The sequence below is a fragment of the [Borrelia] tanukii genome, assembly GCF_030439725.2.
Lineage (GTDB): Bacteria > Spirochaetota > Spirochaetia > Borreliales > Borreliaceae > Borreliella > Borreliella tanukii.
In genome coordinates, this window is sequence record NZ_CP124034.1 from 321,057 (window position 1) to 336,971 (window position 15,915).

Sequence of the window (15,915 nt, forward strand, 5' to 3'; positions counted from 1 at the left end):
CTAAGATTTATCTTTTTTCTTAATCAACGAAACCAATATATTTATTATTATTGCTACATAAAATGGAAAAGAAAGAGAAAAATAAGAATTTATATACTCTTGAGTATGAAAAAATTGATATTCAAAAAAAACTATCAAAAAAGAAATTGGAAAAATTAATAAAGAATTTGAAAATGCAATATAAAGAATGCAAATAGCAAGCCAACCATTGTTTAATCCCAAATTATAAGAGTAAGCTTTAAGATTTACCGCAATAAATGAACCGGCAAGACTTGCCGTTAAAATTGATACAAAAATTGCAAAAGATTTGAAACGATTGCTTATTTTCTCACCCAAAATGTCTTCATAATTCCCCGAAGAAATAAATTCGAAAACTGCTCTAATTCTTGAATAACTAATAACATAAACAGTAATAAATAAAAAAATGAAAAAAATAGTAATAAAAGTAATAATTCCAAAATTCCCAGATAAATTTAAAGTAAAACCAGGAATGAAATTAAAATTACTCTTCATTAAATAATCAACAAGAAAATAACAAAAAATATTAATGCCTATTCCTGCTATAAAAATATCATAATTTTTCTTTACTATAAAAGATAAAAAAAATCCAAACAAAAAGCTAATAAAAAGAGCAAAAATAGTCGACAGAAAAATTCCATATCCAAAATAAATAAAAAAAGATGTTAAAAATATTGAAAGATACGAAATACCCTCAATAGATACATTTAAAAGTCCTATTCTTTCTGTATAAAGAACCCCAAGTGCTAAATACGAAAATACAAGAGCTTGCTCAAAAATACCAAACATCTACTTTTTCCTAGCTTTAATCAAAAATAAAGAGAGAAAAATTGCAATTGATTGACACAGCCCAATAAATTCATACTTAAAGTCATAATTTATATTAAGAAAATTATTAAACTCTATTAATATTGAAAATAATAGACTAAAAAATAATACATAAATATAATTAAATCCTGAAATTACAGCAACAATTAAACTGCTCCAACCAAGTCCTGAGGTTAGCCCTAAAACCAAATATGGTTTAAAAAACACTACAAACATAGAGCCCGCAAGACCATTTAAAAAGGCGCTACCAAATACAGCAAAAAACTTATATTTAAACTCACTTATATTAAAAAAAATATCTCTCTTTTTCTTATTGCTTAATATTTCAAGCTGAAGTCCATAAATAGTTTTTTTATGCATAAAAACATAAAAAAGCCAAATTAACACACCAAATAAAAACAAGTAAATAAGCGATGAATCTAAAGCAAATAAACTATTAATTCTTTTTGTTTGATTAGAAAAACTACCTGTTTTTAACATATTCAAAATAAATCCATCTACCAACCTTTGATTTCCATAAGATATTAAAAGGCCTGTTAAGGCTCTATTTAATCCAAAGAAAAAAGTAATAAAAAAAGGAATAAGCCCTAAAAGTCCTACAAAAAAAGAACTCAAAAATATTAAATATATAAAATTAAAATAGGTTAATCCAAAAAAACTTGAAAATATATAAACTAAAAATGCTCCAAAATAAACTTGGCCTTCATTTCCGAGATTTAATGAATTACTCTTAGCGCAGGTGGCAATGCCAGTAGCCATGATTAAAAATAAAATAAAGCGCCAAGATATCATCTTGATATAAGAAAATTGAAAAAAATCACCAAAAAAATAGCTAATACTTAATATCAAAAAAGAAAAAATTAATGCAATAAAGCTATTTCTAAACAAGGTCATAAAAATAGTAATTCCTTTAATTTTTCTTTACTAATCTTTTCTCTAGATACGTTTAATAAAATTTCTCCCATTTTCATTGCCAAGATGTTATCAGAGAGCAAAAACAATTCATCTAAATTGGAAGTAATCAAAAGAACTGGCTTTTCCTTTGAATAATTACGAATAGCAACAGACATTTCATTATAAGCTTTGTGATCTAAATTACTTAAAGGAGAAAAACAAATTAAAAAACTTTTTGCAATATACATCTCTCTGTAAAGAGCAAACTTCTTCAAAGTTCCTCCAGAAAATGCTAAAGATTTAGAATAAAGGATTCTATATATTTTCTCTTCGCTACAAAATTCCATTTTTTTTTTAAAAAAATCTTTAATCTTATTAATGTAAGATTGCCTAATAAAAATTTTATTTTCAAAATTCATAAATTTAGCTAAAAAATTATCCAATATACTACCATTATCAGGAAATAAATTGCCAATACCTAGGGGTAAAAATCCTGCTTTACACTCAAAAATATTTATTCGCTCATATCTAATACCATCAATTTTTATGCATCCAACAAAAATAAGTTCTCCTAAGAATAGTTTTTCCCACGTTTTAATTGTAGCTTCTTCACCAATTATTCCTAAAACACCCCTTTTATTTAAAGAGAAACTAACATCGTATTTCCAAAAATCTTCAAAAAACAGATTAAATTTAATAGAATCTTTTTCAAGTTTATTAAAATTAATATTTGCAAAAAACATTTTGTCGCTAGAGGATTCAAGTTTGCTCAAAATTGATTCTTTGTTTATTGTTCTAAAACATTTTCCATCTTTTAAAACAATAAACTCATCGCTAAATTTTATAGCATCTGTAATCTCACTGTGGGTAATAAAAAGAGAAGCAATTCCTGATTTCTTAAGCAATACAAGCAATTTTATAAAAGCTTGCGCTTCCTTTTGGGAAAAATAGGCAGCACTCTCGTCAAAAATAATTATTTTTGCATTCTCTTTAAGAGAAGCAATAATGAGCAAAAAATAAATCTCTTTAATATTTAAATCTTTAATTTTTTTGTCTAGATCAAAAGAAATCTTATAAAATTGCATAAGCCATCTATAATACTTATAGGTTTTAGATTTATTCATCGGCATGAAAAATGCATAACCAAACCAATAGATACTTAAATATTCCCATACTCTTAAATTCATTTTCAAATTAGGAACTTGAGAAACAAGATAAATGCCATTATTTTTAGCTTTATCTACATTCCAATTTTTCTGTTTAATACCATTTACCAATATTTCTCCACTATCAAATTCAACAATTCCAGCAATAATCTTGGCTAGAGTACTTTTTCCTTCTCCATTTTTACCAACTACTGTAAAAATTTTAACTTCTCCGATTTTTAAATTAATACTGTCCAAAATAGGCTTATCAATATCTGGGAAATACTTAACTATATTTTTAAACTCTACCATTAATTTTGTTCCAAATTAATTTCTATGCCATTTACACTAACCTCTTCTATTTTTTTTAAAAGATCTCTTTTTAACTTTTGACTGGTTCGCTCTAAATAAAAAACATTCGAAATGTTAAATAAAACTCCTTTGTGCTTTATACCAAAAATATCAGAATTACCATAGTTAATCTCTGATTTAAGCGCCTTATCCAAAATATATGAAACATAATATTTTTGATTTGTAATCCCTGACCCAATAATATTTTCTTTATTATCCAAATAATTTTCACTATCAAAAAGAATCGCAAAAATATTATTCTCTCTAATAGATGAAAGCACTCCTTCAACAGCAGGTCCTACAATAGGAAGTATTACTAAAGCACCCGAATCCTTAATTAAAGAATCTGATAACAATTTAGCTAAATTACTATCATGCCAATTACCCAAAACTCGATAATAAACTTCAGAATTCACACCCACATCAAGAATACCTTTTTTGAAATAACGATAAATATAATCTCTCATAATAGGATAATCTTGACCTGCAATAAGAGCAGCATTCCCAAAACCAGAATTAAATTCTTTTAAAAAAAGACCTACATAATACCCTAAAATATATGCTTCTTCTGCAACATTATACGAAACTGAATAGACTTGATCGTTTGTGTTTCTTACTAAAGAATCAAAAATGAGAAACTTAGTATAAGGGTAATCGCTTGAAACATTATCAACAATATCTTGCATAGCATTATTTGTAGTTATTAAAAAATCATATTTTTTTGAAGTTAATAATTTTTCAAGCATTTCTATCCACTCACTTTGATTAAATCCAGCTTCTAAAACTTTAATTTCAAGATTTTTATGCTTTTTTTTAAATTCAAACAAAGAATCATACATCTCTTTATAAGATGGAGATCCTGAAATAATTCCTGGAATAAATAAAGCAATATTTGTTTTATTAGAAATATCAACCTTTCGCTTCTTTAAAAAAATTAAATAGACAAATAAATATAAATGAAATATCGTGAATAAAATCCAAAACCCTTTAAAAAACAAATTTTTACTCATAAAGATAATACATCCTTTTTATTAATTATTATTAAATTCATCTAAAGCCAAAAAAGTCAAATAAAAAATGTCAATAATAAGCTATAAAAATCAAAACTCTTTAGGGCGCAACAAATACAATTCATTAGCATTTAAATTGCTAGTAATATCATCATTTGAACGTCTTAAGTACATCTTTAAAGAATGAATTGTTTTAAAAAACTTATTTTTTAAAACATTTTTATTAGCTTTGTAATCTTTTAAAAATTTTGAAATAGGACTGTGCACAGTCATTGACTTGTCAAAAAAAGTAGAAAAATATTTAAAAACATCATCAACAAAATAAAACCTATTAGCCAAATCAACAAAATTATTAAACAGTACACCAATTCTTCCCTTTAAATAATTAATATTTTTAATCATATCAATCCTGTTCCCAAGTTTATAATTTTTATCTTCCAAGCTCCATTTTGAATATATAGAATTAAATCTAAAATCTTTTATTAAATAATTATACATAGAGTTAAATCTGAAACTATCTTCAATATATTTTAAAATAAAAAAATATAAAAACCCTTTATTTAAAGACATGAAATTATCCTTAGCCATCCTTATAAAATTTTGATTAACACCCTTTAGAGTGCCTTCATTAACTTTATGTAAAAAAGAATTTCCATTCAAAAACAAAAGACTATTATTGGGAAAAATTAAATATTCGGTTTTATCAATGTGCCTGACGCTACCCTTGTAAACATTAATAAAATAATTATTAAAATAATCACTGTTGACATAAAATTTTGACGTATTTTCAGTTTTAAACAAATTATTATTTATAATAACAGAAAACGAAGATCCTTTGACAATATTATGAATTACAGCATCAACACTTCCTCTAAATAAATATATTTTTGCATCTTGCAAATCTTTAAGAGAAGAATAAAACACAAAACTATTTGTATTGGAATAAAAAATTAAATCTGCAGAAATACCGTTTATTTCGTATAAATTTATTTTGAGCTTTGAATTTTCTCCAACTTCGATAAAATCGTATTCAAAAATTTCGTCATCTAAATCTAGCTTAACAGAAAATGTATTTCTAACAACATCAACTTTACCTTCTATTTCTTTTACAACTGCTACTTGAGAAAACAGAGCCCTACTTGAAAGCAATATCAAAAGGACAAAATGATATATTCTAAAAATATAGTTCTCCTGATCTTTGAAAAACTTATAAGCTTAATTATACCTTGTTTTACATAAATTTATTACACTTTGAACAATGATGAAAAAGAACTATAATTTAATTTAAGGATTAAAAATATTAAGTTTTTTTAAGTTTTTATTGACATACTATTATTGCTATAATAATAAAATAGCAAAAAAAGGAACGTTAATATTTAGAGGTTCTTACTTTAAAGATAATAGAAGCCAAGTTATTAAAAGGGTGTATTTATGAATATAAAGAATAAATTAATAAGAAGGGTGTATTTATGAATATAAAGAATAAATTAATATTGATGCTGAGCATTGTAGCGACAATCTCTTTTATTGCATGCAAAACGCCTCCAGAAGCAAGAGAAAACAAAAATGCTAAAATTGCACAGCCAGTTAATAAAAATTTTCAATTAAGAGATATAAAAGACATTAAAAATGAACTAATAAGAGAGAGAGGGCATCTTTTTTATTCTAAAGAGTTTAATGAGGCTGAAAAATTAGAAGAAGTAATGAAGCAAAATTTTTCTAAAAGAAAAACAACAGAAGGAAATGAAATTGCGCTCAAGGTACTTGAAAGGTACAAAACAATAATAAAAGAAACAAAAGAAAAAAAAGAAAAAACAAATTACCTTAAAGAAAATATTGAAAAGTATCTAAACGATGCAGAAGCAAATGAAGCATATGTATGGATTCCGTTGGAAATAGATGAAGTAAATAACTTGTATTTTGAAGCAACAAGAAAATATAAAAATTACGATCTTGACAGTGCCCTTGACATGTATAGCAAAGCATTCAACAGAGCACAACAAGCAGCAAAAAATGCCAAAGAAGCTAAAGCTTTAAAAGAAACTGATGAGAGAATGTACAAACAATTAAAGGCGCTTGAAGCAGCTTCTAACTTGCCAATTTATAGCAACAACAAGCTCATCAAGCCATCACCATGGAATGGTAGAGCATTTATTAAGGAAAGAAACAGTCACCTAAACCTTTTAAATATAAATGGGGGCATTTATCTTCTTGGAGAAACAAAAATTCCAACTCCAATAGTACTAGCATACGAAGAAAGGATAGAAACAGCAAAAAACTCTAAACCCCAAGAACAATTTAAAACACTAGAACTTATTGAGCGATCTAGAAAATTATGGGAAAAAGGGGTTGAGGCTAAAAATGTCAAAAACTTTAGACTTGCCAATGAATTATTTTTAGAATCTGCAAGATATCTAGAAGCTTATCAAATCAATGCAAGCAGCGAGCTTTATGTAATAAAAATAGGCAATACCTTATGGGGCATTTCTAAGAAATTATACAACGATCCTTACCTATGGCCAAAAATTTGGTTTGCAAACAGACAAAAAATACAAAATCCAGATCTGATTCATTCTAACTGGAAAATAATAATTCCTGCCAAATAAAGAAAAAACAATCTTATAGCAAGGCCCTTAGGGCCTTGCTATCTTATTTTATATCTAATAAAATTAAATAATAAAAACATTCTAAAAGAGACAGGAAATGAAGAAACTAACATTATTAAGCTTAATACTTATTTCATGCTATACAATTAACTTAGAGAAATTAACAAAAGAAACTCCTTATGAGGTTTACCTTAGAGAAGCTCAAAAGGCTATCAATGTTAATGATTACAACTCTGCATTAAAAGCATACGAAAAAATGATTCAAAATTTCGCTCACAATCCAAATGTAGTTGCTACTGGTAAATATGAAATTGCATTCATATACTACACAATAAACAAAACAGAAAAAGCAAAAAAAATATTTGAAGAGCTAATAGAAAATAAAATGGAAATGCCCAAATGGATTAAGCCTTTGGCTAAAAAAATATTAAATAAAATAGAAAATAATAATTTAAAAAAATAAAGATTTTTACTGAAATATTATTCCATAAATTGTAATATCTTTTTCCTTTGCAGAATTGATAACATCTTCATAAACAACAGACCCTCTTGGATATTCATGAGGAGGAGCATCCCCTATGACAATAACAAATCTTCTTTCTGCTCGCCAATCAAACTGAGTTACGGCAGCATCAATCCCCTCAAACACAGCTTCTGGATAATCTCCACCACCACCAACATTAACATATTTAAGAATATTATTTAAATAAGGAATCGTATTAAAATCAAAAGCTTTGGTTAAAAAATCTTCAAGATAGTCTTTATAAAAAACAAGACCTATTCTATAAGATTTAAACTTTTGTAATTGGGGTTCTATTATTGAAAATAAATGCTCTTTTAGAATCTCAATATTACTTTTCATACTGTCAGTAACATCAACAACAAGAACTAGATCTAAATCATAAACTGAATCTTCTGAGTTTTTTAAAATTTTTTTTATTTTATCAACAATATCAATGCCATCCTTAGCAATAACAACTTCATCCGAAAATTTTGTAAAAGTATCCCTTAATTCATTAAATTCAATTTTCCCTTGATTTTGATCATCCTTGAAAAGTAATTCATAAGCATTGTCTTGATATTTGCCTAAATAATCATTATATTTTTTCTCAAAAGATCTTATAGAAAACCAAAAGGGCTCTTTTTTATTTTTTAATATTTCTAAATCAATCTCACCACTTCTTGTCGAAAAATTTGGAAATCCATATTTTAATTTTTTTGGAATCAATATATGAAAAGCTTCTCCAAACTTCTTATTAGGAACAGGCGTAGAAGATGTTAATGACAAAAGTTCTTTATTTTTGATAACTCTTCCATTTAAAATTCGAATTTCATCTCCATTAACCTTATTATAGCTTAATGTACGAAATGAATAAGTAGCCACATCTTTTTTCTTATCGGGAATTTCAAAAGACTCTGTCAATATTACTGATTTAATTGAAGGTTTTTTTCTAATAAAAAGATGAAATCCCTCTTCATGGGCTTCAACATAAACATCATCAATGCCAATTTTCAAAGAACCATCTTCAAGCCCAAACAAATAAAAGCTAATAAAAAAAAATAAAAAAATTTTCTTCATAAGGAAACCACCCTATAAACAACTCAAAACCAATAAATAAGGCCTATAATTAAAGTTTTTCGGATAAATTTTCATAAAACAAAACATTCGATTTAGAAAAACTATTCTTGAAAATATTCCTAAGATTCAAACTAGCAAGATCTTTTTTAACACTTTTTACCATATCTTCATCTCTATTTAATATATCAAAAATCTTAGCTGATTCGCTTAAATTGCTAATCCCAGAATTAAAAAGTTTAGTATCTCTTATAGATGAAAAAGATGCCATTACTTCTACAACTCCAAGATTATTATAAGTCTCAATTTCTTTTAGTAAAAGAATTTTATGATAATCATTTTCTTTGGGATTAAAATTCAAAACATTGGCCTTTTCTAGTTCTAAATTTTGCATAACCCTTAAATAATAGCTTCTGGAAGCTAAAAAATCACCTGTCTTATAAAGAGTTAAGGCAATAGAATTTAAAACTTCGTTACTACTTGAAAACCCCGCCATGCTCTCTACTTTAAATAAATATTTCAATGCATCATCATAATTATTTTCTCTGTAGCTAAGTAATCCAACTTTATAGTAAACATCTGGATAATCAACACCCTCATTTATTGCCAATTTATAAGAAGATATCGCAGATTTAAAGTCATTTAAAGATCTAAGAATATCACCTTGCTTCTCATAAATTGAAGAAATTTCCTTAGATCCTTTTATAAGATTGTGTTTTTTATAAAAAGAATAATCATTCAAGGCTAAACCAATAATATTACTAGCTCTAAGAGAATCTTTAGATTTTTCATAAATGTCTGCTAAAATTTTATAAGCCAATATCTTGTCTCCAGCATCTTCAATTGAATTTTTCTGCCTAAAACTATTTAATGCTTTAAGCAAATATACTTCGGCTTTCTTGAAATCTCCTATGTAATACGAATATCTTCCACTTTCAAAAAGTGCCTTATCGTAATTGGGATTTTTATTTAATATTTTTCTAAGAACGTATTCAATCTCTGAATTCATATTAACATTATTGTCAAGCTTAAAAATAGTTCTGCCATCATTTCTTTTGAAATCAGAGAATTCCTTATTCAATAAATTTGTTTGCCCATTAAGATAATTTAAGTTTATAGCAAGATTATTTGCCCTTTGATTATAAGTTACAAAAGAAATATACTTATCTACCAGATTTTTAGCATATTTTGTGTAAACAACTTCATCCACATCTGTAATTTCATTTGACTTAATAAAATTATTAACATTATCAGATTCAGTATCTAAACCAGCTTCAATATAAGCATTGAAAAGTTTAAATAAAATTTCCTTTTTTTGTCCATACTTAGAAAGTACAACCGTATAGCTATTAATACTATCTTTATAATAGTTAGGATTTGTTTTAGCCCATTTAAAATAATTATCTCCCTTTAACAATAAAGCATCATAATCATAAAGATCGTAAGATATAACCTCATCAAGTATTGAATTAGCTTGAGAGTATTCTCCAAGACTAATTTTCATAGAAGCATATGCAACATATCCTTCCTTATTAAACTTTTTTCGCCTTCTACTTGCAGAATTTTTAGAAAAAGGCTCAATTGTAAACAATTCCTCGTATTTCTCTTCAGCACTATCAAAATCTCTAATATCTTCAAACGCTTTAGCATAATTGATAAACCATTTATCATCAGGCCTAATGTAATAAGCGTCTCTAAAGATAGCTTTTGCAAGCTCTCTTTTATTTGCATATATATATTCTATACCCTCTTTATACTTGCTCTCAGAGGCAACATAAAAAAATACTACATCTACTATAAAGTAAAAAGAAACTAAGACTAAAACAATAAACAAAGAAGCTATTTTTATCAAAGGCAACAAAGCTCTTGATACTCTATAGCTCAATTTTTGCTGAAGCTTGCTAAATTCTTCCGCCTTAAAATAAATTACAGGCAATTTAATAGATCGCCCAACAATATCCCCTACAAATTTAGCAATAAATTTCAACCTTTTTTTATTGCTTTCAACAAGATCAATTAACGCTTCAAGTTTATACTTTGAAATATTTTCCTTGGTTAAAGCCTCAGCAATTGCAATTCTTAAATTTCTAGGATAGGAATTTAAATGCTTTAAAAATAATGGATAATTAACTTTAAATTCTAATCGCTTAGAATTTGAAGTTTGGTCATACTCTAAAAATTTAAAATCATCTGCAACATTTTCAAAATCACTCTCATCAGTACTTAAATTTAAATTGTCTTCAACAAACATCTCTGCTTGTTCGTCTGTCTGGCTTTTGTCATTTAAAGTATCATCAATGTTAACTTCATTGGATTTATTGGATTGTAAAAAATTATCATCCACCGAAACAAAAGAATCATTACCAGCCTCAAAAAAATTATCATTGCCTTGATTGTTGATTGATTCTTCAGAACTAAGTTCTGAAGAATCAATCAACTTATCAAAATCAAGTTTAGAAGCAGCTTCTAAATCAATAGAATTATCATCAAGAACTTTGTCAATGTTACTTTCAAAAGAATCGCTAGAAGAAACATCAAAATCATTATCCAAAGTTGAAAGCTCTGAATCCATATCAATACTCAAGTCAGAACCACTTGAAGGTAAATTATCATTAAAAATATCAGAGTAAGACAATTTATCCTCATTCTCAAGAGCATCAAGCATGAAATTTAAATCAAGCTCATCATCATTTTCCTCTAAACTAAGATCTTCACCTATCCAGGGAACAATGCTCTCTCCAGGCTCAGGAAGCTTAACATCCATACTCACACCAAAAGATTCTTTAGACAATCTTTCATTAGAAAGATTGTCTAATATTTCTCTCTTAAACTGTTTTATCTTATCTATATCAGGCATATTGCAATCAAGTTCCTAGCTCATCAAAAACTCTTTTTATACACTTCAAGACCTTCTGCATGAAGCAGATTAAATCGATTTTCTAAATCTTCAGCAATTTTTAAACCCAAAACTTCCTTTGTAGCCTCTGTCTTACAATCTTTTAAAGTGTTTAAAATTTTGCCTCTATAATCATCAATACTTATAACTTTGTCAGCATTATATATAAGAGTGTCTCTTTTAAAAACATCATGAGACATATCTCCATCTTCAGAAACTTCTAAAACATTTCCATTGACTCCAATCATCAAATAATAATCAAAAATTTTAAAATAATTACCAATTTCTAAAATTATTTTTTTTGTTTCAGGCTTTCCTTTTCTATATCTAGTAGCTGTGGGAAAAATCAGTATAATGTATCCACTATTTTTCTTTTCATAAATATATTTCATAGAATTAGCATTAAAAACACGTCTTTGCCTAGCATGCTCTGAACCAACCCCAACAAATGCATGCGGCGGATACACTAATATTGCATTGTATCCCAAAGAAAGAGTTTTAACAAATAAATTATCTCTGAAAAGCTTAACTCCGGCTATTGGAATAATATGATCTGCAATATCATGATAACCCATTTTGTAAAGTAAAAATTGGAAACAGGGAAAATCAAAATTACTGTAATGCTCCATTAATATAATTGAAGACTTGCCAGATTTGACCTTTTGATAAAGTTCTAAAATATTTTGCATACCAACAATGGTAGATCCATCCTCAAGAAGTCGCTCTATCATTCTATCTACCAATCTTCTACTATTAAGATCTGCACTACGATAAGATTTATCTAAATAATTAACATTTTCAACAGACTTAAATTGACTTACAAAGTCGCTTTCCATATCTTTAAAATATTTATCAAAACTTTCATTTTGTACAAACATAAAACTAGCACCTTTAAAAGCATTCTATTTTGCCACTTAATCATTAGTTACATCATTTTATTTATTACGAACAAACAACTCTATAAAGCTAGCAATAAATAACCAATATTAAACAAGCACACATTTTTGAAAACATTTCACACCCATTATACCTTATTTATTACACAAATTAAAGTAAAATTTTAGCTTACATCAATGAGCAAAATAACACTAAAAACTATTCAATTTATTAGACTTTTTTTATTGTAAAAATTAAAGTAAAATTTAAATATAAAATTAAATCAAAGTACCAGGAGACGTACATACTTAAAAGTAGAGCAGAGTAAATTTTCTTTATTAAAAAGATTAATAAAAAGTTAACACAATAAGTATGTAAAATATTGAAAAAGGAAAATCCCATGAAATACACAAAAATAGCTTTAATGCTAACTATTTTTTCTTTAATAGCTTGTACCAATAATACTGCAAAAGAAAAAATAGTTTTTAGAGCATCAAATTTAACCGAACCATCATCACTTGATCCTCAGCTCTCAACAGACCTTTACGGTAACAATATCATTATAAACCTATTCTTAGGCCTAGTAGTAAAAGATTCACAAACTGGAAAATATAAACCGGGACTTGCAAAAAGTTGGAATATTACTAATAACGGAACTATTTACACATTTCATCTAAGAGAAGATATAGTTTGGAGCGATGGGGTTGCCATTACTGCTGAGGAGATAAAAAAATCATATTTAAGAATTTTAAATAAAAAAACAGCTGCATTGTATGCTAATTTAGTAAAATCTACAATAAAAAACGCACAAGAATATTTTGATGAGACGGTCTCTGAATCTGAGCTTGGCATAAAAGCTATTGACAGCAAAACCTTAGAAATAACACTAACATCTCCAAAGCCTTATTTTCCCGATATGCTAACAAACTCAGCATACATACCAATTCCAATGCATATTGTTGAAAAATACGGAGAAAATTGGACAAATCCTGAAAATATAGTTGTTAGTGGCGCATACAAACTCAAGGAAAGACTAATTAATGATAAAATCGTAATAGAAAAAAATGAAAAATATTATAATGCAAAAAATGTAGAAATTGATGAGGTAATATTTTACCCAATAGAAGGTAGCGTAGCTTACAATATGTACATAAACGGTGAAATTGATTTTTTACAAGGAGCAGAAAAAAATAATAATTTAGAAGAAATTAAAATAAGAGATGATTATTACTCAGGATTAAAAAATGCAATGTCATACATGATATTCAATACATCCCTAAAACCACTAGACAATTTAAAAGTTCGACAAGCCCTCTCACTTGCTATTGACAGAGAAACTTTATCTAAAATAGTTTTAAAAGGGAGTTCAGATCCAACAAGAAATTTAACTCCAAAATTTGATGATTATTCTTATGGGAAAAAGCTAATATTATTCGATCCTGAGAATGCAAAAAAACTTTTAGCTGAAGCTGGATATCCAGATGGAAAAGGCTTTCCCACATTAAAATATAAAATCTCAAAAGGTGGAGGAAGCTCAATAGTAACAGAATTCTTACAAGAACAATTTAAAAAAATCCTAAACATTAACATAGAAATCGAGAATGAAGAATGGACTACCTTTTTAGGAAGCAGAAGAACTGGAAATTACCAAATTTCAAACATGGGGTGGATAGGAGACTATTTTGACCCTTTAACATTCCTAGAAAGCTTATTTACAACAGAAAATCATTTTTTTGGAGCATACAAATATTCGAACAAAGAGTATGATGATTTAATAAGAAAATCTAATTTGGAACTTGATCCAATAAAAAGACAAGATATTCTAAGAGAAGCTTAAGCAATAATAGTAGAAAAAGATTTCCCTGTGGCGCCCTTATATATACCCAAATCTCATTACCTTTTCAGAAATGATAAATGGACAGGGTGGATACCAAATATTGCAGAAAGCTATTTATATGAAGATATTAAAACTAAAAAATAATAAAATAAGTAATTTTAAAATTAAGATTTAAAATTAATATCTGCGGAAGAGCAATTATAAAATTAAAATTAACTTCAAAACGGAGGTATAAAAAATTATGAAATTACAAAAAACATTATTTTCAATAATATTTTTTCTAACTTTTCTTTGTTGTAATAAAGAGGGAAAACAAGAAGGAGTATCATTTAAAATAAGCTTGGGGGCAGAACCAAGCAGCCTTGACCCCCAATTAGCAGACGATAATGTCGCATCAAAAATGATAGACACAATGTTTAAAGGGCTTATTACAGGCGATCCTAAAACAGGGGGAAACAAGCCCGGACTTGCAAAAACCTGGGATATCTCTTCTGACGGAACAGTTTACACATTTACTCTAAGAGAAAAAATTACCTGGAGTGATGGAGTTGCAATCACTGCAGAAGGAATTAGAAAATCTTATCTTAGAATTTTAAATAAAGAAACTGGCTCAAAGTATGTTGAAATGGTTAAATCAGCAATTAAAAATGGTCAAAAATATTTTGACGAACAAGTGCCTGACTCTGAACTTGGAATTAGAGCAATTGATGAAAAAACATTAGAAATAACATTGGAATCGCCAAAACCCTATTTTATTGACATGTTAGTACACCAATCATTTATTCCAATACCAATTCACATTACCGAAAAGTACGGACAAAGCTGGACAAGCCCTGAGAACATGGTTACCAGTGGTCCTTTTAAATTAAAAGAAAGAGTTCCTAACGAAAAATATGTGTTTGAAAAAAATGATAAATACTACAACTCAAACGAAGTGGAAGTACAAGAAATTACATTTTATACAACAAACGACAACTCAACAGCATATAAAATGTATGAAAATAAAGAATTAGATGCAATCTTTGGATCCATACCACCCGATTTAATTAAAGATCTAAAACTAAGAAGCGATTATTACTCATCAGCTGTTAATGCCCTATACTTTTGCGCATTCAACACACACATTAAACCACTTGATAATGTTAAAATTAGAAAAGCTTTAACTCTTGCTATTGATAGAGAAACGCTCACATATAAAGTTCTTGACAATGGCACTATTCCTACAAGAAGGGCAACTCCTAACTTTAGCTCATATTCTTATGCAAAAAATTTAGAATTATTTAATCCTGAGGTTGCAAAAACCCTTCTAGCTGAAGCTGGTTATCCTAATGGGGATGGATTTCCTATTTTAAAATTAATATATAATACAAGCGAAGCAAATAGAAAAATTTGTGAATTTATTCAAAACCAATGGAAAAAAAATTTAAATATTAATGTGGAACTTGAAAACGAAGAATGGACAACTTATTTAAACACTAAAGCAAATGGAAATTACGAAATAGCAAGAGCAGGGTGGGTAGGCGATTACGCTGATCCTTCAACATTTTTAAGCATATTCACACAAGGATACACGCAATTTTCATCTCACAATTACTCAAACCCAGAATATAACGAACTTATTAAGAAATCTGATCTTGAACTTGATCCAATAAAAAGACAAGACATCTTAAGACAAGCAGAAGAGATAATTATTGAAAAAGATTTTCCAATTGCACCAATATACATATACGGAAATAGCTACCTCTTCAGAAATGACAAGTGGACAGGCTGGAATACTAATATTTCAGAAAGATTTGATTTGTCTCAACTAAAATTAAAAAAATAAATAATTAATATTTAATTAAACAAAAATCGTCTATAAAAAATAAATCAATAGAC

General features: G+C 27.6%; 11 protein-coding genes and 1 pseudogene. 4 read left to right on the forward strand and 8 right to left on the reverse strand.

What is annotated here, in order from left to right; all coding sequences use genetic code 11:
• The 5 genes from QIA27_RS02080 to QIA27_RS02100 form a co-directional block, all read right to left on the reverse strand.
• Entirely contained in the window at positions 1 to 807 is an 807-nt protein-coding gene (locus tag QIA27_RS02080) for an ABC transporter permease (RefSeq protein WP_301403523.1), read from the reverse strand.
• A complete protein-coding gene (locus QIA27_RS02085; RefSeq protein ID WP_301403524.1) occupies positions 808 to 1,740 on the reverse strand; it encodes an ABC transporter permease in 933 nt (310 codons plus the stop codon). It lies immediately after the preceding gene.
• A complete protein-coding gene (locus QIA27_RS02090; RefSeq protein WP_301403525.1) occupies positions 1,737 to 3,197 on the reverse strand; it encodes an ATP-binding cassette domain-containing protein in 1,461 nt (486 codons plus the stop codon). Before QIA27_RS02090 ends, QIA27_RS02085 begins: the two co-directional genes overlap by 4 nt.
• Entirely contained in the window at positions 3,197 to 4,246 is a 1,050-nt protein-coding gene (locus QIA27_RS02095) for a BMP family ABC transporter substrate-binding protein (protein ID WP_301403526.1), read from the reverse strand. Before QIA27_RS02095 ends, QIA27_RS02090 begins: the two co-directional genes overlap by 1 nt.
• A 90-nt stretch (positions 4,247 to 4,336) precedes the next feature.
• A complete protein-coding gene (locus QIA27_RS02100) occupies positions 4,337 to 5,395 on the reverse strand; it encodes a hypothetical protein (protein ID WP_301403710.1) in 1,059 nt (352 codons plus the stop codon).
• A gap of 320 nt (positions 5,396 to 5,715) precedes the next feature.
• Between QIA27_RS02100 and QIA27_RS02105 the strand changes: the two genes are divergently transcribed.
• The gene (locus QIA27_RS02105) at positions 5,716 to 6,852 is read left to right on the forward strand and encodes a LysM peptidoglycan-binding domain-containing protein (protein ID WP_301403527.1); all 1,137 of its coding nucleotides are present in this window, start codon (positions 5,716 to 5,718) and stop codon (positions 6,850 to 6,852) included.
• A gap of 97 nt (positions 6,853 to 6,949) precedes the next feature.
• Positions 6,950 to 7,315 (forward strand): tetratricopeptide repeat protein, encoded by a 366-nt coding sequence (locus QIA27_RS02110; protein WP_301353620.1) that lies wholly within the window; start codon positions 6,950 to 6,952, stop codon positions 7,313 to 7,315.
• Between the two features lie 6 nt (positions 7,316 to 7,321).
• Here the strand turns inward: QIA27_RS02110 and QIA27_RS02115 are convergent, their stop codons facing one another.
• From QIA27_RS02115 to QIA27_RS02125, 3 genes are read right to left on the reverse strand one after another with little or no spacing between them, the layout of a single operon-like run.
• Entirely contained in the window at positions 7,322 to 8,431 is a 1,110-nt protein-coding gene (locus QIA27_RS02115) for a VWA domain-containing protein (protein ID WP_301386325.1), read from the reverse strand.
• Positions 8,432 to 8,480: 49 nt separating this feature from the next.
• On the reverse strand, positions 8,481 to 11,285 hold the full coding sequence (gene flcA / locus QIA27_RS02120; RefSeq protein ID WP_301403528.1) for a periplasmic flagellar collar protein FlcA: 2,805 nt from the start codon (positions 11,283 to 11,285) through the stop codon (positions 8,481 to 8,483).
• A 23-nt stretch (positions 11,286 to 11,308) separates the two neighbouring features.
• Positions 11,309 to 12,202, reverse strand: a complete 894-nt coding sequence (locus QIA27_RS02125; protein WP_301353623.1) for a 1-acyl-sn-glycerol-3-phosphate acyltransferase — start codon at positions 12,200 to 12,202, stop codon at positions 11,309 to 11,311.
• A gap of 398 nt (positions 12,203 to 12,600) precedes the next feature.
• Between QIA27_RS02125 and QIA27_RS02130 the strand changes: the two are divergent.
• Both QIA27_RS02130 and QIA27_RS02135 read left to right on the forward strand, forming a co-directional pair.
• Positions 12,601 to 14,181: pseudogene (locus QIA27_RS02130) on the forward strand (peptide ABC transporter substrate-binding protein).
• 97 nt (positions 14,182 to 14,278) lie between these two features.
• The gene (locus QIA27_RS02135; protein ID WP_301353625.1) at positions 14,279 to 15,862 is read left to right on the forward strand and encodes a peptide ABC transporter substrate-binding protein; all 1,584 of its coding nucleotides are present in this window, start codon (positions 14,279 to 14,281) and stop codon (positions 15,860 to 15,862) included.
• Positions 15,863 to 15,915: the final 53 nt, after the last annotated feature.